The organism is Pseudomonas sp. B21-035 (assembly GCF_024748945.1).
Lineage (GTDB): Bacteria > Pseudomonadota > Gammaproteobacteria > Pseudomonadales > Pseudomonadaceae > Aquipseudomonas.
In genome coordinates this window covers 4,497,312-4,516,422 of sequence record NZ_CP087179.1, presented here as the reverse complement: position 1 = coordinate 4,516,422, position 19,111 = coordinate 4,497,312, and the positions used below count along the sequence as shown (strand labels likewise).

Annotated in this window: 17 protein-coding genes; 5 read left to right on the top strand and 12 right to left on the bottom strand. The window is 61.1% G+C overall.

The window, feature by feature from the left end; translation table 11 throughout:
• The first annotated feature begins 126 nt into the window (after positions 1 to 126).
• Positions 127 to 591, top strand: a complete 465-nt coding sequence (locus tag LOY22_RS20580) for a glycine zipper 2TM domain-containing protein (RefSeq protein WP_010221079.1) — start codon at positions 127 to 129, stop codon at positions 589 to 591.
• A 67-nt stretch (positions 592 to 658) separates the two neighbouring features.
• Here LOY22_RS20580 and nhaA read toward each other — a convergent pair whose 3' ends face one another.
• On the bottom strand, positions 659 to 1,840 hold the full coding sequence (gene nhaA, locus LOY22_RS20575) for a Na+/H+ antiporter NhaA (protein WP_093380192.1): 1,182 nt from the start codon (positions 1,838 to 1,840) through the stop codon (positions 659 to 661).
• Positions 1,841 to 2,063: 223 nt separating this feature from the next.
• On the opposite strand from nhaA, the gene LOY22_RS20570 reads away from it, so the two are divergent.
• Positions 2,064 to 3,158 carry a PLP-dependent cysteine synthase family protein gene (locus LOY22_RS20570; protein WP_045197810.1) on the top strand — a complete coding sequence of 365 codons (1,095 nt, stop codon included), beginning with the start codon at positions 2,064 to 2,066 and terminating at the stop codon, positions 3,156 to 3,158.
• Between the two features lie 123 nt (positions 3,159 to 3,281).
• Here LOY22_RS20570 and LOY22_RS20565 read toward each other — a convergent pair whose 3' ends face one another.
• The 3 genes from LOY22_RS20565 to LOY22_RS20555 form a co-directional block, all read right to left on the bottom strand.
• Positions 3,282 to 4,895 carry an NAD(P)/FAD-dependent oxidoreductase gene (locus tag LOY22_RS20565; protein ID WP_045197811.1) on the bottom strand — a complete coding sequence of 538 codons (1,614 nt, stop codon included), beginning with the start codon at positions 4,893 to 4,895 and terminating at the stop codon, positions 3,282 to 3,284.
• A gap of 106 nt (positions 4,896 to 5,001) precedes the next feature.
• Positions 5,002 to 5,676, bottom strand: a complete 675-nt coding sequence (locus LOY22_RS20560) for a COG3650 family protein (protein ID WP_045197813.1) — start codon at positions 5,674 to 5,676, stop codon at positions 5,002 to 5,004.
• Between the two features lie 70 nt (positions 5,677 to 5,746).
• On the bottom strand, positions 5,747 to 6,346 hold the full coding sequence (locus LOY22_RS20555; protein ID WP_045197815.1) for a short chain dehydrogenase: 600 nt from the start codon (positions 6,344 to 6,346) through the stop codon (positions 5,747 to 5,749).
• Between the two features lie 107 nt (positions 6,347 to 6,453).
• On the opposite strand from LOY22_RS20555, the gene LOY22_RS20550 reads away from it, so the two are divergent.
• Positions 6,454 to 7,362: a LysR family transcriptional regulator gene (locus LOY22_RS20550; protein ID WP_093380195.1), complete on the top strand. Its 909-nt coding sequence runs from the start codon at positions 6,454 to 6,456 to the stop codon at positions 7,360 to 7,362.
• 3 nt (positions 7,363 to 7,365) lie between these two features.
• On the opposite strand, the gene LOY22_RS20545 is transcribed toward LOY22_RS20550, so the two are convergent.
• The 6 genes from LOY22_RS20545 to LOY22_RS20520 form a co-directional block, all read right to left on the bottom strand.
• Positions 7,366 to 7,614: a hypothetical protein gene (locus LOY22_RS20545; protein WP_258594632.1), complete on the bottom strand. Its 249-nt coding sequence runs from the start codon at positions 7,612 to 7,614 to the stop codon at positions 7,366 to 7,368.
• A gap of 145 nt (positions 7,615 to 7,759) precedes the next feature.
• Entirely contained in the window at positions 7,760 to 8,461 is a 702-nt protein-coding gene (locus LOY22_RS20540; protein ID WP_045197821.1) for an ABC transporter ATP-binding protein, read from the bottom strand.
• On the bottom strand, positions 8,462 to 9,229 hold the full coding sequence (gene livG / locus LOY22_RS20535; RefSeq protein ID WP_045197823.1) for a high-affinity branched-chain amino acid ABC transporter ATP-binding protein LivG: 768 nt from the start codon (positions 9,227 to 9,229) through the stop codon (positions 8,462 to 8,464).
• Positions 9,226 to 10,482 carry a high-affinity branched-chain amino acid ABC transporter permease LivM gene (locus LOY22_RS20530; RefSeq protein WP_045197825.1) on the bottom strand — a complete coding sequence of 419 codons (1,257 nt, stop codon included), beginning with the start codon at positions 10,480 to 10,482 and terminating at the stop codon, positions 9,226 to 9,228. The genes livG and LOY22_RS20530 overlap by 4 nt, the downstream gene beginning before the upstream one ends.
• Positions 10,479 to 11,402 carry a high-affinity branched-chain amino acid ABC transporter permease LivH gene (gene livH, locus LOY22_RS20525; RefSeq protein ID WP_028943524.1) on the bottom strand — a complete coding sequence of 308 codons (924 nt, stop codon included), beginning with the start codon at positions 11,400 to 11,402 and terminating at the stop codon, positions 10,479 to 10,481. Before livH ends, LOY22_RS20530 begins: the two co-directional genes overlap by 4 nt.
• Positions 11,403 to 11,629: 227 nt before the next feature.
• Positions 11,630 to 12,757 (bottom strand): branched-chain amino acid ABC transporter substrate-binding protein, encoded by a 1,128-nt coding sequence (locus tag LOY22_RS20520; RefSeq protein ID WP_045197827.1) that lies wholly within the window; start codon positions 12,755 to 12,757, stop codon positions 11,630 to 11,632.
• Positions 12,758 to 13,119: 362 nt separating this feature from the next.
• Here LOY22_RS20520 and LOY22_RS20515 point away from each other — a divergent pair, with 362 nt between their 5' ends.
• Complete coding sequence (locus tag LOY22_RS20515) at positions 13,120 to 13,425, top strand: DUF2288 domain-containing protein (RefSeq protein ID WP_045197829.1); 306 nt, start codon at positions 13,120 to 13,122, stop codon at positions 13,423 to 13,425.
• A 179-nt stretch (positions 13,426 to 13,604) separates the two neighbouring features.
• On the opposite strand, the gene LOY22_RS20510 is transcribed toward LOY22_RS20515, so the two are convergent.
• Complete coding sequence (locus tag LOY22_RS20510) at positions 13,605 to 15,785, bottom strand: hypothetical protein (RefSeq protein ID WP_045197831.1); 2,181 nt, start codon at positions 15,783 to 15,785, stop codon at positions 13,605 to 13,607.
• Between the two features lie 201 nt (positions 15,786 to 15,986).
• On the opposite strand from LOY22_RS20510, the gene LOY22_RS20505 reads away from it, so the two are divergent.
• Positions 15,987 to 16,874: an NAD(P)-dependent oxidoreductase gene (locus LOY22_RS20505; RefSeq protein WP_258594628.1), complete on the top strand. Its 888-nt coding sequence runs from the start codon at positions 15,987 to 15,989 to the stop codon at positions 16,872 to 16,874.
• Here the strand turns inward: LOY22_RS20505 and LOY22_RS20500 are convergent.
• The gene (locus LOY22_RS20500; RefSeq protein WP_258594627.1) at positions 16,774 to 19,050 is read right to left on the bottom strand and encodes a bifunctional diguanylate cyclase/phosphodiesterase; all 2,277 of its coding nucleotides are present in this window, start codon (positions 19,048 to 19,050) and stop codon (positions 16,774 to 16,776) included. The genes LOY22_RS20505 and LOY22_RS20500 overlap by 101 nt on opposite strands.
• Positions 19,051 to 19,111 lie beyond the last annotated feature (61 nt).

Below are 19,111 nucleotides of genomic sequence, written 5' to 3'. Positions count from 1 at the left end.
TCTACAGGCTGCCCCGATAGCAACAGGCTGTACGGAAGCTGAATGGAAGCAATTTTACCCCGCATGTGTCGTGACAGTCGTCAATGCGCGGAGTCTAATGAGCATCTGTCTTACGGAGATCATCCAATGCGTAAATCTGTTCTGCTGGTGGCAAGCTTCACCACAATGTCGCTGCTGCTTGGTGGTTGTGCCTCGAGCCTGACCGGCGATTCGTACTCCCGTGATGAAGCGCGCCGTGTGCAGACCGTGCGCATGGGCACCATCGAGTCTCTGCGGCCGGTAAAAATCGAAGGGACCAAGACCCCGATCGGCGGCGGCGCCGGTGCCATCGTCGGTGGCGTCGCCGGCAGTGCGGTAGGTGGTGGCCGCGGCAGTATCGTTGCCGCCGTGATCGGCGCCGTGGCCGGTGGCCTGGCAGGCTCCGCCGCCGAAGAAGGCCTGACCCGCACCCAAGGCGTGGAAATCACCGTGCGTGAAGATGACGGCAGCATGCGTGCCTACGTGCAGGCCGTGCAGCAGAACGAGATCTTCCGCGTCGGCGAGCGTGTGCGGATCATGACCGTCGACGGCACCAGTCGCGTCACTCACTGAGTTTTGCACCACCCATTAAAAACCCCGACTCGGCAAAGCCGGTCGGGGTTTTTTATTGCCTTGAGACTCAGGCCGTGACGGGCTTGCGACTCGACAGCGCGGTGATGCCATAGCCGATCAGCGCGGCCAGAATGGAGCCGGTGAGAATGCCCATGCGGTCCATGCCGGCGTATTCGCTGCTACCCGGCACGAAGGCCAGGGAGCCGACAAACAGGCTCATGGTGAAGCCGATGCCGCAGAGAATCGCCACACCCAGCACCTGGCCCCAGTTGGCACCCGCCGGCAAGGCGGCCATGCCTGCCTTGATCATCACCCAGGCGAAGCCGAACACGCCGAGGGTCTTGCCCACCAGCAAACCTACGGCAATGCCCATCGGCACGTGATGGGTGAAGCTTTCGAGGCTGACCCCGGCCAGTGACACACCGGCGTTGGCGAAGGCGAACAGCGGCAGGATGCCATAGGCAACCCAGGGGTGCAGGGCATGCTCCAGGCTCAGCAGCGGCGAAGGCTCGGCGTTCTTGGTGCGCAGCGGAATGCACAGCGCCAGGGTGACACCGGCCAGGGTGGCGTGCACACCGCTCTTGAGCACGCAGACCCAGAGGATCAGGCCGACCACCATGTACGGGCCAAGCTTGACCACGCCCATGCGGTTCATCGCGATCAGTACCAGCAGGCAAGCTGCCGCCAGGCCCAGCGACAGGCTCGACAGGGTACCCGAGTAGAACAGGGCGATAACGATGATCGCCCCCAGGTCGTCGATGATCGCCAGGGTCATCAGGAACAGCTTGAGTGAAACCGGTACGCGCTTGCCGAGCAAGGCCAGCACGCCGAGGGCGAAGGCGATGTCGGTGGCCATGGGGATTGCCCAGCCAGCCACGGCAGCCGGGTTGTCCTTGTTGAGGAACCAGTAGATCAGCGCCGGTACCACCATGCCGCCGATAGCGGCTGCGCCGGGCAAGACGATCTGCGAAGGCTTGGACAGATGCCCGTCGACCACCTCGCGCTTGACCTCCAGGCCAATCAGCAGAAAGAACAGGGCCATCAGCCCGTCGTTGATCCATAACAACAGGGGCTTGGCGATTTTCAGCGCGCCAATCTGGGCGACTACGGGAACATCCAGCAAGCCGTTGTACAGGTACGACAAGGGCGAGTTGTTGATGATCAAGGCCAGGGCAGCTGCAGCAATCAGTAATAGACCGCTGGCAGCTTCCAACTGAAAGAAACGAGTGAAAGTGCTACGCAGGGGCAAGGGCGCTCTCCATCCTGAAGGTTCTGATAGGGGCACACCCTACCCTGTGGTGATATTCTTTAAAACAAAAACTATATTCTTTTTTGTTATAAGCTGTAACCAACTCACGCCATGCAGCCTAGCAGTTGCAGTCGATAATTCACCGTGGCTGTATCTGTAGCAATTATCAGAATTTTCCTAACATGTTCTGCTGAACTTCGAACTTTTTGCCCGAGAATCGACTATGACCGATCACCGCCAGTGGGCCCGTGAAGCCATCCGCATCATCGAAGCGGACTTCCAGCGCAGCGCCGATACCCACCTGATCCCGCTGCCGCTGCCTGGGTTTCCTGAGGTCGAGCTGTATTTCAAGGATGAGTCGAGCCACCCCACCGGCAGCCTCAAGCACCGGCTCGCGCGTTCGTTGTTTCTTTATGCCCTGTGTAACGGCTGGTTGCGTCCGGGCGCGCCGGTGATCGAGGCGTCGAGCGGCTCGACGGCGATTTCCGAAGCCTACTTTGCGCGCTTGCTTGGGCTGCCCTTCATTGCCGTGGTACCGGCCAGTACCTCGCAGGAAAAGATCGCCCAGATCGCCTTCTATGGTGGCCAGAGCCACCTGGTGCAGGATCCGACGCAGATCTACGCCGAGTCCGAGCGTCTGGCCCGGGAAAGCGGCGGACACTTCATGGACCAGTTCACCTATGCCGAGCGCGCCACCGACTGGCGGGCGAACAACAACATCGCCGAGTCGATCTTTGCCCAGATGCGCTTCGAGCAATTTCCCGAACCGAGCTGGCTGATTTCCAGCCCCGGTACCGGTGGCACTACCGCGACCCTGGGCCGTTACGTGCGTTATCGCCAGCACGCCACCCGGGTGTTGTGCGCCGATGCCGAGCGCTCGGTATTTTTCGACTGCTACAAGACCGGTGACCGCTCGCTGCGCCTGGACTGTGGTTCGCGCATCGAAGGCATCGGCCGACCGCGGGTCGAGGCGTCGTTCCTGGCGCAGGTGATCGACGCCATGGTCAAGGTGCCGGACGCCCTGTCACTGGCGGCCATGCATTACCTGGCCCAGCGCCTGGGGCGGCGGGTCGGCGGCTCCAGCGGCACCAACTTGATCGGCGCCCTGGCGGCGGCGCAACACATGCGCGCGGCGGGGGAGGCCGGCTCGATCGTGGCGATCCTCTGCGACGGCGGCGATCGCTACGCCACTACCTACTATGACCAGGACTGGTTGAGCGGGCAGGGGTATCAGCTGGAGGGGATGATCGCGGCGGTGACGGCGTGTGTCGAGCGCGGTGAGGCGTTGCCGGAGTCGGTGTTGCGCGAGGGTGTTTGAAGGCGGGCTGCCTTGCAGCCCATCGCGGATCACGTCGAGTCGTCGCACCGCTGCTCCCACAGGATTGCAGATATCTCTGTGGGAGCGGCGGTGCGGCGACCCGACTTGACCCGCGATAGCTACTTAGGCCTGCAGACCGAGCATGCTGCGCGCCACCGCTTCAGCAATGCGAATCCCGTCGACACCTGCCGAAAGGATCCCGCCGGCATAACCAGCACCTTCACCCGCCGGGAACAGGCCCTTGAGGTTCAGGCTCTGCATGCTGGCATCACGGGTGATGCGCAGCGGCGATGAGGTGCGGGTTTCGATCCCGGTCAACACCGCGTCTGGCAGGTTGTAGCCCTTGATCTGCCGATCGAAGGCTGGCAATGCTTCGCGAATGGCTTCGATGGCAAAATCCGGCAGGCTTGGCGCCAGGTCGCCGAGGTTCACCCCCGGTTTGTAGGACGGCTCGACACTGCCGATGGCGGTGGACGGCCGCCCGGCAACGAAGTCACCGACCAGCTGCGCAGGTGCCTGGTAGTTGCTGCCGCCCAGCACGTAAGCGTGGGCTTCGAGTTTTTCCTGCAGCTCGATACCGGCCAGCGGGCCACCCGGGTAGTCCTGCTCGGGGGTAATGCCGACAACAATACCGGAGTTGGCATTGCGCTCGTTACGCGAGTACTGGCTCATGCCGTTGGTGACTACCCGGCCCGGCTCGCTGGTAGCGGCAACCACGGTGCCGCCCGGGCACATGCAGAAGCTGTAGACCGAACGGCCGTTCTTGGCGTGGTACACCAGCTTGTAATCGGCTGCACCGAGTTTCGGGTGGCCGGCATACTTGCCCAGGCGCGCCTGGTCGATCAGCGATTGCGGGTGCTCGATCCGAAAACCGATGGAGAACGGCTTGGCTTCCATGAACACGCCACGGGCGTGTAGCATGCGGAAGGTGTCACGGGCACTGTGGCCCAGGGCCAGGACGACGTGGCGCGAGTGCAGCTGTTCGCCACTTTCCAGGACTACGCCATTGAGCTGGCCGTCGTCCATCAACAGGTCGGTGACCTTCTGTTCGAAGCGTACTTCGCCGCCCAGCGCCTGAATTTCCTGACGCATGTTTTCGACCATGCCGGTCAGGCGGAAGGTACCGATGTGCGGCTTGCTGACGTAGAGGATCTCGTCCGGTGCACCGGCTCTGACGAACTCGTGCAATACCTTGCGGCCGTGGTGCTGCGGGTCCTTGATCTGGCTGTACAGCTTGCCGTCGGAGAAGGTCCCGGCGCCGCCTTCGCCGAACTGCACGTTCGACTCGGGATTGAGCACGCTTTTGCGCCACAGGCCCCAGGTGTCCTTGGTGCGCTGGCGAACTTCCTTGCCGCGCTCGAGGATGATCGGCTTGAAGCCCATCTGCGCCAGCAGCAGGCCGGCGAAGATCCCGCACGGGCCGAAGCCGACCACAATGGGCCGCTCCTGCAGGTCGGCAGGTGCCTGGCCAACCACTTTGTAGCTGACATCGGGGGCGACGTTGACGTTGTGATCGTCGGCGAACTTTTGCAGCAGTTCGGCTTCGTTGCTCGCCTGCAGGTCGATGGTGTAGATGAACAGCAGCTCGCTGTTCTTCTTGCGCGCATCGTAGCTGCGCTTGAACAGGGTGAAGTCCAGCAGTTGCTCGTCGCTGATCCCAAGGCGTTGCACGATGGCCTCGCGCAGGGCTTCATCAGGATGATCCAGCGGCAGCTTCAGTTCGGTGATTCGTAACATGGCAGGGTCCAGTATCCCGGCCATGGACGGCCGGCGGCTTTACACAAACCGCCAAGTATAAGCTGTTCGCCGCCTTTGCAGGCAGGTTAAACGCAGGCGCCGATGATCAGTCGTTGCGTGAGCCACCGTAGTAGGCGCAGCCGCGCAGGGTCTGGCCGTCCACCCGTAGCTCGGCGATCAGATGCTGGACACTGCCGGTGGCGCTGTCGACGCAGCGTTGCGGAGCGACCCAGAGCTCGACTTTCTGGCCGTTGGCCTCGGTGTTGAGGCTGAAGCGCCCGTCGGGCAGCTGTTCTTCCAGGAAAGGGACCGCCAGTGTTGGCTGGCCGAGGCGTTCGAGGACCATGCCCTTGCCGCCGGCCTTGAGGTTCCAGTCCGGCTCGTGGCCACTGGCGCGCAGGGTCAGGCGCTTGAAGTTGGGGTCGCTGCAGGCGCTGCTGGAGTGTTCGATGCGGTACAGGCGTTGTACGTTCAACTGGCCGTCGTTGCCGGCCTTTGCGCTGGCCGACAAGGTACCGCGCACGTCGGCGAACAGGGTGCCGGGGGTGGCCGCCAGCGCGCTGGCTTCCTGCAGCAGGCCGGTGTTGCCGCTGTCGGTCACGGCAAAGCGGCGGGTCTCTTCACAGGGCTTGAACAGCAGTTGTCCGCCCTGGGCCGTCAGTTCGCCCTGCATGCGGGTCTGGCCGGCGGTAGAGGCGGCTTGCGGCTTTTCAGCCAGCATCTGGCAGCCGGCGAACAGCGGCAACAAGGCGACAAGCAACAGCGAAGGGGCGGCACGCATCAAGCAAACTCCAGCATCTCGAGCAAAAGGTGCCGCCACGTTACGCAGGCTGGTCGCCGATCACAAGGCCTTAGCCCACCTGGTAGGTCTGGCCGGTTTGCAAACCTTCGACGCTCTTGGCATAGGCCAGTGCCACGTCGGCGGCCGGAACGGGTTTGAAACCGCGAAAATATGGCGCATAGGCCGGCATGGCTTCGACCAGTACAGTGGGGCTGATGGTGTTGACCCGCAGGCCACGGGGCAATTCGATGGCGGCAGCCTTGACGAACGCATCGAGGGCGCCGTTAACCAGCGCGGCCGAGGCCCCGGTGCGAATCGGGTCGCGGTTGAGGATGCCGCTGGTAAAGGTGAACGAGCCGCCATCATTGATGAACTCGCGGCCGATCAGCAGCAGGTTGACTTGGCCCATGAGCTTGTCGTTCAGGCCCAGGGCGAAGTGCTCCGCGTTCATTTCATCGAGGGCGGCGAAGGTGACATTGCCGGCGGCGCAGACCAGGGCATCGAAGCGGCCGGTTTGCTCGAACAGGCGCCGGATCGAGGCGCTGTCGCTGATGTCCACCTGATAGTCGCCGCTGCTGCGGCCGATGCGCAGCACTTCATGACGTTGCTCCAGCTCTTTGGCAACCGCCGAACCGATGGTACCGCTGGCGCCGATCAACAGGATTTTCATTGAGCCATTCCTCGTAGGGTGTGTAGACAAGGCTCAAGTCTAGGGTGGATTTTTCTGTAGATAAGCGTGCTAATAGGCAACCTTTGGTTTTCATATGGAAACAATCCATGAGCGACCTCGATGATCTGGCGGCCTTTGCCGTGCTGATGGATGCCGGCAGCTTTACCTTGGCCGCGCAACAACTGGGCTGGAGCAAGGGGCAACTGTCCAAGCGCATCAGCGCCCTTGAAGCCAGCCATTCGGTGAAGTTGCTGCACCGCACTACCCGGCGGCTGAGCCTGACCGCTGCCGGCGCCATGTTGCTGCCCCAGGCGCAGGCACTGGTGCGGCAAATGGAAGGGGCGCGGCAAACCCTGGCCATGCTCAAGGACGAACTGGCGGGACCGGTGCGTATCACCGTGCCGGTGTCGTTGGGCGAGACGTTTTTTGAAGGATTGCTGCTGGAGTTCGCCGCTCGCTACCCGGACCTGCAAGTGGAGCTTGAGCTCAATAACGGCTATCGCGACTTGCTGGGCGACGGCTTTGACCTGGCGATTCGCACCGATGTCCAGGATGACGCGCGACTGGTTGCCCGCCCGGTGCTGGCCATGCAGGAGCTGACCTGCGCCAGCCCGGCCTACTTGCAGCGCTATGGCGAACCGATGGTGCCGGGCGAACTGAGCAGCCATCGCTGCCTGCTCAACAGCCATTACAGCGGCCGTGAAGAGTGGTTGTATCACCAGCAGCACGAACTGTTGCGGGTGCAGGTGGCGGGCAGCTTTGCCAGCAATCATTACAGTTTGCTGAAGAAGGCGGCGCTGCTGGGCGCCGGGGTCGCCCGTCTGCCGTCGTACATGCTCCATGCAGAACTGGCTGACGGCCGCTTGCAGTGGTTGCTGCGCGACTATCAGACGCGCAGCGTGCCGTTGTTCCTGGTGCACCCCTATCAAGGCGGGATGCCGCAGCGGGTCCAGGTGCTGGCCGATTACCTGCTGGCCTGGTTCAGGCGCAGCAGCCAGGCCTTGCGGACCCTGTAGGGGTTACATCTTGTCGTCGTGCATTTCGTTTTTCATCATCTTGTCGTTCTTGTCCATCTTCTTGTCCATCTTCATGTCGTTGCTCATGTCCATCTTCTTGTCGTCGGCCATTTTCTTGTCCATTTTCATGTCTTTCTCCATGCTTGCTTCCTTGCTCATTTTCATGTCGTCGGCGGCGTGGACAACAGGCAGGAAGGCCAGGCTCGAGCCCAGGGAGAGGATAAGTGCGGCGGCGCTGAGGGACTTGGTCATGATGAGGCTCCAGTAGTAAGGGGAGGTTAGAGCCAGCGCTTCTGGCCCACCTGCAGCACTAGAGTCCGGTGCCCTGGAGGCGTTACAGCAGGCAAGAAAAAAGGCCCGAAGGCCTTTTTTCATTTGTGGCATAAAGCGTCTGGCATCAACCGCCCAGGTAGGCGTCGCGGACTTTCGGGTCGGTCAGCAGCGCTTCACCGGTGCCTTCCATCACCACCCGGCCGTTTTCCAGCACATAGGCACGGTCGGCGACTTTCAGCGCCTGGTTGGCGTTCTGTTCGACCAGGAACACCGTCACGCCATCACGGCGCAGTTGTTCGATGATGTCGAAGATCTGCTGGATGATGATCGGTGCCAGGCCCAGCGATGGCTCGTCGAGCAGCAGCAGCTTGGGTTTGCTCATCAGCGCCCGGCCGATGGCGAGCATCTGCTGCTCGCCGCCGGACATGGTGCCGCCACGCTGGCTGAAGCGCTCCTTCAGGCGCGGGAACAGTTGCAGGACCTTGTCCATCTGCTCCTGGTAATCGCCCTTGTCGGTGAAGAAACCGCCCATGGCCAGGTTTTCTTCCACGGTCAGGCGGGCGAACACGCGGCGGCCTTCAGGGACCACAGCGATGCTCTTGCGCATGATGTGCGAGGACGGCTGGCCGACCAGCTCTTCACCCAGGTAGCGGATGCTGCCGCTGCTCGCTTGCGGCGAGCCGCAGAGGGTCATCAGCAGGGTCGATTTGCCGGCACCGTTGGCACCGATCAGGGTGACGATCTCGCCCTGGCGGATCTCGACGTTGACGCTGTGCAGTGCCTGGATCTTGCCGTAGAAGGTGGAAACGTTTTCGAACTGCAGCATTTACGCTTCCCCCAGGTAGGCTTTGATCACTTCAGGGTTGTCGCGGATCTGTTCCGGCGTACCGTCGGCCAGGGGCGTGCCCTGGTTGATCACCACGATGTGGTCGGAGATGCTCATGACCAGTTTCATGTCGTGCTCGATCAGCAGCACGGTGACGTTGTGCTCTTCACGCAGCACGCTGATCAGCGCTTTGAGGTCTTCGGTCTCTTTCGGGTTGAGGCCGGCCGCCGGTTCGTCGAGCATGATGATCCGTGGACGGGTCATCATGCAGCGGGCGATTTCCAGGCGCCGTTGCTGGCCGTAGGCAAGCGTACCGGCGGGGCGGTTGGCGAACTCGAGCAGGTCGACCTTCTCCAGCCAGTACCGTGCGTACTCTTTTGCTTCGAGCTCGCTGCGGCGGAAGGACGGGGTCTTGAGCAGGCCGGCAAAGAAGTTGGTGTTCAGGTGCCGGTGCTGGGCGATCAGCAGGTTTTCCAGGGCGGTCATCTCTTTGAACAGACGCACGTTCTGGAAGGTCCGCACCACACCCTTGCGGGCGATCTGATGGCCGGCCAGGCCCTGGATCGGCTGGCCGTCGAGCAGGATGCTGCCGGCGCTCGGCTTGTAGAAACCGGTCAGGCAATTGAACACCGTGGTCTTGCCGGCGCCGTTCGGGCCGATCAACGCCACTACCTGTTTTTCCTTGACGGTCAGGGCCACGCCGTTGACCGCCAACAAGCCGCCGAAGCGCATGCTCAGGCCGCTGACTTGCAGAATTTCGCGGCTCATCGACGCAGCTCCATATGTGGACGTTGCATAGGCAGCAGGCCTTGCGGACGCCAGATCATCATCAACACCATCAGCGCACCGAACATCAACATGCGGTATTCGCTGAATTCACGCATCAGCTCAGGCAGCAGGATCATCACGATGGCCGCAAGGATCACGCCCAGTTGCGAGCCCATGCCGCCGAGCACGACGATGGCGAGGATGATGGCCGATTCGATGAAGGTGAACGACTCCGGTGTCACCAGACCCTGGCGTGCGGCGAAGAAGCTGCCGGCGAAACCGGCGAAGCAGGCACCCAGGGTGAACGCCGAGAGCTTGATGATGGTCGGGTTCAGGCCCAGTGCGCGACAGGCGATTTCATCTTCACGCAGGGCTTCCCAGGCGCGACCGATCGGCATGCGCAGCAGGCGGTTGATCACGAACAGCGCCAGCAACGCCAGCAGCAGCGCCACCAGGTAGAGGAAGATCACCTTGTTGATCGAGTTGTACTGCAGGCCGAAGAACTCGTGGAAGGTCTGCATGCCCTCGGCGGCCTTGCGTTCGAAGGTCAGGCCGAAGAAGGTTGGTTTCTCGATGTTGCTGATCCCGTTGGGGCCGCCGGTAAGACCGGTGAGGTTTCGCAGGAACAGGCGGATGATTTCACCGAAACCCAGGGTCACGATGGCCAGGTAGTCGCCGCGCAGACGCAATACCGGGAAGCCGAGCAGGAAGCCGAAGGTCGCCGCCATCAGGCCGGCAATCGGCAGGCAGATCCAGAAGCTCAGGCCGTAGTAGTGCGACAGCAGGGCGTAGCTGTAGGCGCCGACGGCATAGAAGCCGACGTAACCCAGGTCGAGCAGGCCAGCCAGGCCGACCACGATGTTCAGGCCAAGGCCCAGCAACACGTAGATCAGGATCAGGGTGGCGATGTCGACCGCGCCGCGTGAGCCGAAGAACGGCCACACCAGTGCAACCATGATCAGGCCGATGATGATCCAGCGCTGGGTCTTGGGCAGGGTCAGGAAGTTGCTCATGGCCGGCGAGATCAACTTACGGCCCGAACGGCGGCTGGTTGCCGCGCTCCATTGCTTGTCGAACAGCACGCGCAAGAACATCAGCACCGAACACACGGCGATGACCGTGAGGGTGAAAGGCCCTTGGCTGTGAACGATCAGGTTGATGCCGTCGATGCTGAGTTTCAGGCCCAGCACCGGGAAGGCGACAGCCCAGACCAGCAAGGCGCTGAAGAACGCCTGTTTAAGATTTTTGTTCATACTTTTTCAACCTCCGGACGGCCGAGGATGCCGGTCGGACGGAACAACAGCACCAGAACCAACAGGCCGAATGCCACGACGTCCTTGTACTGGTCACCGAAGATATCGGCGCCAAAGGCTTCAGCCACCCCCAGCACCAGCCCGCCGAGCATGGCGCCCGGAATGCTGCCGATGCCGCCCAGCACAGCCGCGGTAAAGGCCTTCAGGCCCACCAGGAAACCGGCGTTGGGGTTGATCACCCCGTACTGCATGCTCAGCAGCACGGCCGCCACGGCCGCCAGGGCGGCACCGATGACGAAGGTCAGGGCGATGATGTTGTTGGTGTTGATGCCAAGCAGGTTGGCCATCTTGATGTCTTCGGCACAGGCCCGGCAGGCCCGGCCCAGACGCGAGCGGGAGATGAACAGGGTCAAACCGGTCATGGCCACCAGGGTGACTACGAAAACCAGGATCTGCATGTAGGAGATCAGCACTTCCTCTGCGCCGCCCGGGCCGAAGGAGATACTCCCAGGGATCAGGTTGGGGATGGACTTGTCCTTGGAGTCCTGGGATAGCAATACGGTGTTTTGCAGGAAAATCGACATACCGATGGCAGAAATCAGCGGGATCAACCGGTTGCTGTTACGCAACGGACGGTAGGCGACCCGTTCGATACTGTAGCCATAGGCACTGGTAACGAAGATCGTGGCGACGAAGGCGACGGTCATCAATATCGGCAGTGAATCGATCCCCATCATGGCCAGGCCCGCAAGGGCGATGAAGGCCACGTAGGAACCGATCATGTACACCTCGCCATGGGCGAAGTTGATCATTCCAATGATGCCGTAAACCATTGTGTAGCCAATGGCTATCAAGGCATAGGTGCTGCCAATGGTCAGACCATTAACCAGCTGTTGGAAGAAGTGATAGATCTCAGGCATTACAGCGCTCCTAAAAACCTGATACGCATTTCACTGGTGGGGATGCCCCCGGCCTGGTCTTGTGGTCTTGGCCACTTCGGCACAGGCAACTGCCAGCGAACCGCTGGTGACGGTTTTAAGATTTTCAGGTGAACCTGCTCCCGGATCGCGGGAATCAGGCCCATGAACCTCGTAAAACAAAGCCCACTGCTCGCACAGTGGGCTTGTAGTCATATAGTCAGACGGGATTACTGAGGGGAAACTTCGGTTTTAGGTTTGCCGAAATGCCATTCGTAGACCACGAATTTGAAGTCTTTCAGGTCGCCTTTGGCGTCGTACGAAAGGTCGCCGGTCGGGGTCTTGAAGGTGCCGGCATGGATGGCTGCAGCCACTTTGTCGGTGTCTTCGGACTTGGCCGCCTTGATGCCTTCGGCGATCAGCTCGACAGCCGAGTAGGCCGGGAACACGAACGGGCCGCTTGGGTCTTTGCCGTCAGCCTTGATGGCATCGGCGATGGCCTTGTTCGCAGGGTCGGCGTCGAAGGATTTCGGCAGGGTCACCAGCAGGCCTTCGGAAGCGCCTTGGGCGATCTGCGAGATGGAGTCGTTACCGACACCTTCAGGGCCCATGAACTTGGCGTTCAGGCCTTTCTCTTTGGCTTGACGCAGGATCAGGCCCAGCTCCGGGTGGTAGCCGCCGTAGTAGACGAAGTCGACATTGGCTTGCTTGAGCTTCTGGATGATCGAGGAGAAGTCCTTGTCGCCGGCGTTCAGGCCTTCGAACACGGCAACCTTGACACCTTTGCCTTCGAGGGTGGTTTTGACCGCGCTGGCGATGCCTTCACCGTACTGCTGTTTGTCGTGCAGTACCGCAACCACTTTCGGTTTCACATGGTCGGCGATGTAGTTGCCAGCCGCAGGGCCCTGGGCGCTGTCCAGGCCGATGGTGCGGAAGATCAGCTTGTAGCCGCGGGAGGTGATTTCCGGGCTGGTGGCAGCCGGGGTGATCATGATCACGCCTTCGTCTTCGTAGATGTCGGACGCAGGCTGGGTGGAGCTGGAGCACAGGTGGCCGACCACGTACTTGACGCCGTCGTTGACCACTTTGTTGGCGACTGCCACGGCCTGTTTAGGGTCGCAGGCGTCATCGTATTCCTTGGCTTCAAGCATCTTGCCGTCGACGCCGCCCTTGGCGTTGATGTCCTTGATGGCCTGTTTTGCACCGATGAACTGCATGTCGCCGTACTGAGTGACCGGGCCGGTTTTCGGGCCGGCGATGCCGATCTTGATGGTATCGGCTGCAAACGAATGGCTGGCAACCCCGGCCAGAACCATTGCGGCAAACAGTTTGGAAATCTGCTTAGTAGCCTTACTCATAGTGCTCCACTCATTCTGTTGTAATTTTTATAGTCCTGGCGGCCAGAGCTTGAGGACCGGATCAGGTTCCATGAGAGGCCACGCCTCGTCACGGACCCGGATAACCCCCGGAACGGCCCTGGCAACTGTACCGGTACAGTGTAGAGCGCTGCTTTGTCGCTTGAAAAGCAGGCCCGCCGGGGCAAAAACCAGGGGTGTCGCCTAATCGACAGAAAGTTATAGAAAAACGCCGTTGTTTTGCCAGTTTCTCTGGTCAAACCCGGGCATTTACCACCTTGTCGATCAATTACTTATTTTGAAACTGGGTTTTTCTGCAAAAATACCGACCTTTATCGCGGTCGAATTATTTCTGGTAGGAACCCATGACAGATCAACCAAGCACCCTCTATGCCAAATTGCTCGGCGAGACAGCAATAATCGAGTGGAAAGCGCTGGAGCGTTTTTGGGCCAAGGGTGACCTGATTTGGGTCGAGCCGACCCTGGACCTGATCGATGTTGCACAGGCAATGGCCGAAAACCGTAGCGAAAGCGTCGCTGCATGGCGTAATGCTGGCACTGTCGGAGCGGTCACTGCAGAGCAGGCACTAGACCTTCAGAGCCGCGATCCAGAGATCTGGGCCGTGGTGGTCTCGCCGTTTATTGTGATTCAGGAAAAGACCAACGGCTGATCACGCGCCAAAATGGTGCGTGAAAATGCACAGCGGGATGGTTTTGGTGCGCGGGACTGTTCAGCCGGGGTGGCTGTTGGTAACAGTTGGGTGTGCCAAGGCAGTGCGGTAACAGTCTGATCGCGGGGCAAGCCTGCTCCTACCGATGTAGGAGCGGGCTTGCCCCGCGATGCTTTCAATCAGTAATCCACTTTGCCGGTATGGCTGTTCAACGAGATCACCCGGGTCTTGCCGATGCGGTGACGGTAGATTTCACGCAGGTATTTCACCGCTTTCTTCACGCATTCGCGTGACAGCCGGATGTCATTGATCGAGACGAACTTGCTCTTGTCGTTGATCAGCTCGCGGTATTTCTTTTCGTACATCGGTTTGATCGCGTACCAGTTGGTATCGAGGATCTTCGCCGGGTTCTCGAACTCGTTGAGCAGGTCATCGATGCGGTCTTCATCGAAGGCATCGCTGGTGATGAACTCAAGGATGGCATTGTCCAGGGTATCGTCGAAGCGGTACGGGTTACGCGCAAAACAGCGCTTGATAAAGGCCACGATCAGGGTCAGGAAGTCGTCCGACAGGCACGGGCTCTTGGCGATCAGGGTGGTCAGCGACAGGTTCGCCGAGGCACCGATCACCAGCGCATAGCGCTTGAGCGTGGTGTTGGGGAACAGGCTGTTGAGGTGAGTCTTGAGCCGGTTCAGGTCCATGTACGACAGCTTGTAGTCCTTGGGCAGCGACACGATCGACACCACCGACGAGCAGTTCTTGAAAAAATGCAGGTCGTGCAGCGCCGCCGCGTCGTAGCCGGAGGCCTGGTATTGCTCAAGGGCGGCGCGGTAGCGGCGGGATTCAATCGGCAGCAGGCTGATGCCTTCGATCGCCTGGGTCACCTTGTTGAAGTGCGGCAGGTCGATGGAGCGGAAGAACAGGTCGTCGATGTTCAGCCGCGGCTGCTCTTTCTCGAACACTTTGAATTTGTCCGAGCTGGGCGAGGGCTGTTCCGGCACTACCGATTCGGCGTAGGCGATGGCCACGGGGCCTGCCAGGCTCATGAACAGGTCGTTGGCATCCAGGCGGATGGTTTCGCCGATGTCGATGCCGGCACGACGGAAGTAGTTCTGGTCGTAGTCGGTGGTCACTGCCTGGGCGGTGAGGATGTTGAAGATCTGCTGGGAGATGTACTGGTTGGCGTGCTTCTCCATGGCGTTGACGTCGATGTTCTGGATGTTGCCGTCATCGTTCTCTTCGGCGTAGCGCATGATGTCGTTGGAGATCAGCATCATGGCGTTCCAGGGGCGGATGCGGCCCATGACGCTGGCCTCGCTGCTGTCTTCATTGTCGAAGTTGTACGAGAAATCCCATTCCTCGGACAGGTACTTGCACAACAACCGGCCGGCGTTGATGTGCAGGGCTTCGGACATTTCGCTGCGATGATCGGAGATGTTCGGCAGCACGCAGATACCGCTGGTGAAGATCGGCTCGAAGACGAACGAATGACCGCTCTTGCCATCGTTTTCGTCGGCCGGCTTGGTGTCGAAAGTCTTGTTCATGTACGAATATTGCTGGGCCAGGCCGAACTCCGAAGCCATGCCCGAGCCGGTACCGCCACCGGCGCTGAAGATGTAGAAATACAGGCGTGACTGGTTGGCCTTGATCCCGCAGGAGTCGATCAGGTACGAGTGGATCAGCTTCCAGTCGGCGCTGGAGAAGCGGTGGGTTTCCTTGTTGAGGATGATCTTGGCCAGGTACTGGCCGAGGATCGGCGCGTTACCGGCGCCACCGGCATGGACTTCCGACAGGTCCATGATTTTCATCTTGCTGTAGTCGCGGATAAAACCGCTCTTCTCACCCTTGCGCGAAAAACGGATGCGTCCGGCGATGTCCTTGTCGAGGTCGCCGAGCATCACCAGCGGCTCTACCAGGAACACCGGCTTGGTGCCCTTGTTCTGCACCAGGCGCAGGTTGTTGCGAATCCAGCGCGCCGGGCTGTAGTTCGGTTCGCTGCCGGCGCGGTCTTCGTTGTTGAATTCGTTGAGGTAGAAGGTCCTGGCGTTGTATACAAGTTCTGCGACATCCAGGGCGATGTTCGAGCCACAACGGCCCAGGCCAATCAGGCACACCGAGGGGAACTGCTGGTCCAGGCGCAGCTGGGTGTCGTCTTCGACATGCACGCTGGGCGGGAACACCAGGTCACGCAGGCCATCGAGGTTGTCGAGGATGCGCTGGATATCCGTTTCGGTGAAGTACAGGTACTGCTGCGGGTTGAGCGCCCGCGGGCTGTAGTAGCTCGAGCCGGGAGCGCTGTACGCGGGAGTGGGTGATGTCAGCTCGGAAACCGCGTTGGCAGAAGTAGTCTTGGAGGTCATTTTGCGCCATTTGCCTGGGGGTGGGTGGCTGTTCTAGTAGGTAGCATAGAGCCATCACTGGATGAGGTTCGCGACTGTATCAGTGCGCATTTGGCGTGGGCGATAGGGGTTAACCCGATGCCTGTGTAGGAGTTTTCCTTGCCACGCCTGCAAACTGAATCGTCCGATCAGTCAACTTCTTTAATCTGTCTGGAGCTGTACATGAGCACTGCACGTCCTTCGTTGGGGTTTGCCGGTATCGGGCTGATGGGCTTGCCCATGTGTCGGCGGTTGCTGGCCGCAGGTTATCCGCTGACGGTGTGGAACCGCTCGGCGGACAAATGCGCCGAACTGGTCAAGGCCGGTGCCCGCCAGGTGGCGACTCCGGCCGAGCTGTGCCAGCACGCCGAGGTGCTGATGCTGTGCCTGGCCGACACGGCGGTGGTGCGCGAGGTGGTGTTTGGTGAGCAGGGCATTGCTGGCGCAGGCAAGGCCGGCCAGTTGCTGGTGGATTTTTCCAGCCTCGAGCCGACCGCTACCCGTGAGATGGCCAGCGAACTGGCGGCGAAAACCGGCATGCACTGGCTCGACACCCCGGTCTCCGGCGGCACGCCAGGCTCCGAAGCCGGCACTTTGGCGATCATGGCCGGTGGTGAGGCGGCCGACCTTGAGCGCGTGCGCCCGCTGTTGTTGACCCTTGGTCAACGCGTGACCCACATGGGGCCGGTCGGGGCAGGGCAGGTAACCAAGGCCTGCAACCAGATGATCGTTGCCTGCAATGCGCTGGTGATTGCCGAGGTGGTGGCGCTGGCCGAGCAATCAGGCGTCGACGCCAGCCTGATCGCCGAGGCCCTGGCGGGTGGTTTCGCCGATTCAAGGCCGCTGCAGATCCTGGCCCCGCAAATGGCCGCCAGTCGCTTCGAGCCGGTGAAGTGGCACGTGCGCACCTTGCTCAAGGATCTGGATAGCGCGGTGAAATTTTCCCGCGAACAGGGTTCGTCGACCCCGATCAGCGGCCTGGCCGCCCAACTGATGCGCTTGCATGGTAGCCAGGGCTATCTGCAAAAAGATCCGGCGACACTGATTGATCTGTACCGGCGTAAGGATTGATGCTGCTCAGCGCCTGTTCATGGCGCTGGTTGAGTTCGCCCAGGATCGGCCGCAGTTCACCCAGTGGCACGGGCCGGCTGAGCAGGTAGCCCTGGAGGTAATCGCAGCCTTGCTGGGCGAGGAACTGGTACTGTTCGGTGGTTTCAACGCCTTCGGTGATCACCTGCAGGTGCAGGGTGTGGGCCATGACGATGATGGCCTGGACGATTTCCATGTCCTGGCGGCAACGCGGTACATCCTGAATGAACGAGCGATCGATCTTCAGGGTGTCCAGCGGCAAGCGCTTGAGGTAGGCCAGTGACGAGTAGCCGGTGCCAAAGTCATCGATCGACAGCGACACGCCCTGGGCGCGGATGCGCTTGAGCAGGGCGATGGTGTTGTGAATGTTGCCCATCAGCGCGTTTTCGGTGACTTCCAGCTCCAGCTGGCGCGCCGGAATGCCGGCCTGACGCAGGGCATCTTCGACTTCCTGGGCCAGTTCTTCGCGGGCCAGGGTCAACGCCGAGCAGTTGACGGTCACCTTGAGCCCGTCGTAACCGTGGCGGTTGAGCTGGGCCAGGTCTTCGCAGGCATGGCGCAACACCCATAGGTCGAGTTCGGCGATCAGGCCGTTGGCTTCGGCAATGCCGATGAAGCGGTCCGGGCTGAGCAGCCCGTGCTGTGGATGTTGCCAGCGCACCAGGGCCTCGAGCTTGGCCACCTGGCCGCTGTGAAGGTCGAAAATCGGTTGGTAGTGGATGCGCAGGCCACGTTCTTCGAGCAGGGCGATGCGCAGTTCTTCTTCCAGTTGCAGCTCGAGGGTGGCGCGGGTTTTCAGGTTGCTGTTGAAGAAGTTCAGGTTGTTGCGCCCGCAACCCTTGGATTGATACAGGGCCAGGTCGGCGTTTTTCAACAGCTCGTCACAACTGCGGCCATCATCGGGGAACACGCTGATACCAATGCTGGTGGTCATGACCATGCGCCGACCGGCCAGGTCGATCGGCTCCTTCATCTTCTGCATGATGCGCTGGGCCAGGTGCCGGGCCTCATCGCGGCTGTGCAGGGCGGTGAGGATGCAGAACTCGTCGCCACCGAAACGGGCGACCACGTCCTGGCTGCGGGTGGCGGTCTTGATGTGCGCGGCAATCACCTTGAGCAACTCGTCGCCTGCATCATGGCCGAGGCTGTCGTTGATGCGCTTGAAGTGATCGATGTCGAGGAACATCACCGCCAGCATGCCGTCATTGGCGGTTTGCTCGGCCAGGCGCTCGGCGAACACCTGGTTGAAGCCGCGGCGGTTGACCAGGTTGGTCAGGGCGTCGTAGTGGGCGGCCTGCTGCAAGGACACCCGGGCCTGGTCGAGCTGGCTGAGCAGCACGTTGACCCGGCGCAGGTCGTGCTCCTTGCTTTGCAGCTTCTTGTCCGAGAGCGCGGCGCTGATGCTGCTGGCGCTGATCAACAGGGTAATGAAGGCGATGGTCAGGCTCAGTTGCAGGCTGTTGTCGCTGACCGGCAGCGACAGCGCGGTGTCCGCGGGTAGTACCAGGGTCAAGGCGGCCATGCCCAGCAGATGGGTCGCGACAATGCCGCCGGCCATCAGCAGGCTGGCGCCGTATTTCATCAGTTGAAAGAGGGTGCCGCTGCCATTGCGCAAATAACGGGCGAACAGCAGCGCCGCGAGGCTGGTGGCGATGGCGGCAGCGACCGAGGCGGCGAACAGGTCGGGGCGATAGAACTGCTGGGCGCTGGAGCGCATGGCGGCCATGCCGGTGTAGTGCATGGCAATGATCCCCAGGCCGAAGCACACCGCCGCTTGCAGGTAGTGGCGCGGCAGCAGTTGCTGGCGGCTCAGGGTATTCATGACCATCCAGCCGGCCAGCAGCATGATCAGCAGCGAGACCCCGGTCAGGGCCACGTCGTAGTGAACCTCCAGCGGCGTTTGCAGGGCCAGCATGCTGATGAAGTGCATGGCCCAGATGCCGCCAGCCAGACAGCAGGCGCCGAGCAAGCGCCATTGCCGCTGGGCCGCGGGTTGCTCGACGTGGCTCAGGCGCTCGGCCATGTCGAGGGTGGCGAAGCTGCCGGCACAGGCGATCAGAAAGGCAAGCAGCACCAGGTAGGGGTTGTGCCTGCAATCGAGAAGGATCTGTCCGGTTGCCGGAAGTTCGGCGAGCATTTGCAGCCCCAGCCACTCCATAGCATGCCTCTTTTTCGAGTTGGCACTCGTCCCCCTATAGCCCGCTTGGAGACCGTTGTGC

Coding starts and splice junctions, on each gene's coding strand:
- LOY22_RS20580 (WP_010221079.1), top strand. CDS start 127: ATGCGTAAATCTGTTCTGCTGGTGGCAAGCTTCACCACAATGTCGCTG.
- LOY22_RS20570 (WP_045197810.1), top strand. CDS start 2,064: ATGACCGATCACCGCCAGTGGGCCCGTGAAGCCATCCGCATCATCGAA.
- LOY22_RS20565 (WP_045197811.1), bottom strand. CDS start 4,895: ATGTTACGAATCACCGAACTGAAGCTGCCGCTGGATCATCCTGATGAA.
- LOY22_RS20560 (WP_045197813.1), bottom strand. CDS start 5,676: ATGCGTGCCGCCCCTTCGCTGTTGCTTGTCGCCTTGTTGCCGCTGTTC.
- LOY22_RS20555 (WP_045197815.1), bottom strand. CDS start 6,346: ATGAAAATCCTGTTGATCGGCGCCAGCGGTACCATCGGTTCGGCGGTT.
- LOY22_RS20550 (WP_093380195.1), top strand. CDS start 6,454: ATGAGCGACCTCGATGATCTGGCGGCCTTTGCCGTGCTGATGGATGCC.
- LOY22_RS20545 (WP_258594632.1), bottom strand. CDS start 7,614: ATGACCAAGTCCCTCAGCGCCGCCGCACTTATCCTCTCCCTGGGCTCG.
- LOY22_RS20540 (WP_045197821.1), bottom strand. CDS start 8,461: ATGCTGCAGTTCGAAAACGTTTCCACCTTCTACGGCAAGATCCAGGCA.
- livG (WP_045197823.1), bottom strand. CDS start 9,229: ATGAGCCGCGAAATTCTGCAAGTCAGCGGCCTGAGCATGCGCTTCGGC.
- LOY22_RS20530 (WP_045197825.1), bottom strand. CDS start 10,482: ATGAACAAAAATCTTAAACAGGCGTTCTTCAGCGCCTTGCTGGTCTGG.
- livH (WP_028943524.1), bottom strand. CDS start 11,402: ATGCCTGAGATCTATCACTTCTTCCAACAGCTGGTTAATGGTCTGACC.
- LOY22_RS20520 (WP_045197827.1), bottom strand. CDS start 12,757: ATGAGTAAGGCTACTAAGCAGATTTCCAAACTGTTTGCCGCAATGGTT.
- LOY22_RS20515 (WP_045197829.1), top strand. CDS start 13,120: ATGACAGATCAACCAAGCACCCTCTATGCCAAATTGCTCGGCGAGACA.
- LOY22_RS20510 (WP_045197831.1), bottom strand. CDS start 15,785: ATGACCTCCAAGACTACTTCTGCCAACGCGGTTTCCGAGCTGACATCA.
- LOY22_RS20505 (WP_258594628.1), top strand. CDS start 15,987: ATGAGCACTGCACGTCCTTCGTTGGGGTTTGCCGGTATCGGGCTGATG.
- LOY22_RS20500 (WP_258594627.1), bottom strand. CDS start 19,050: ATGGAGTGGCTGGGGCTGCAAATGCTCGCCGAACTTCCGGCAACCGGA.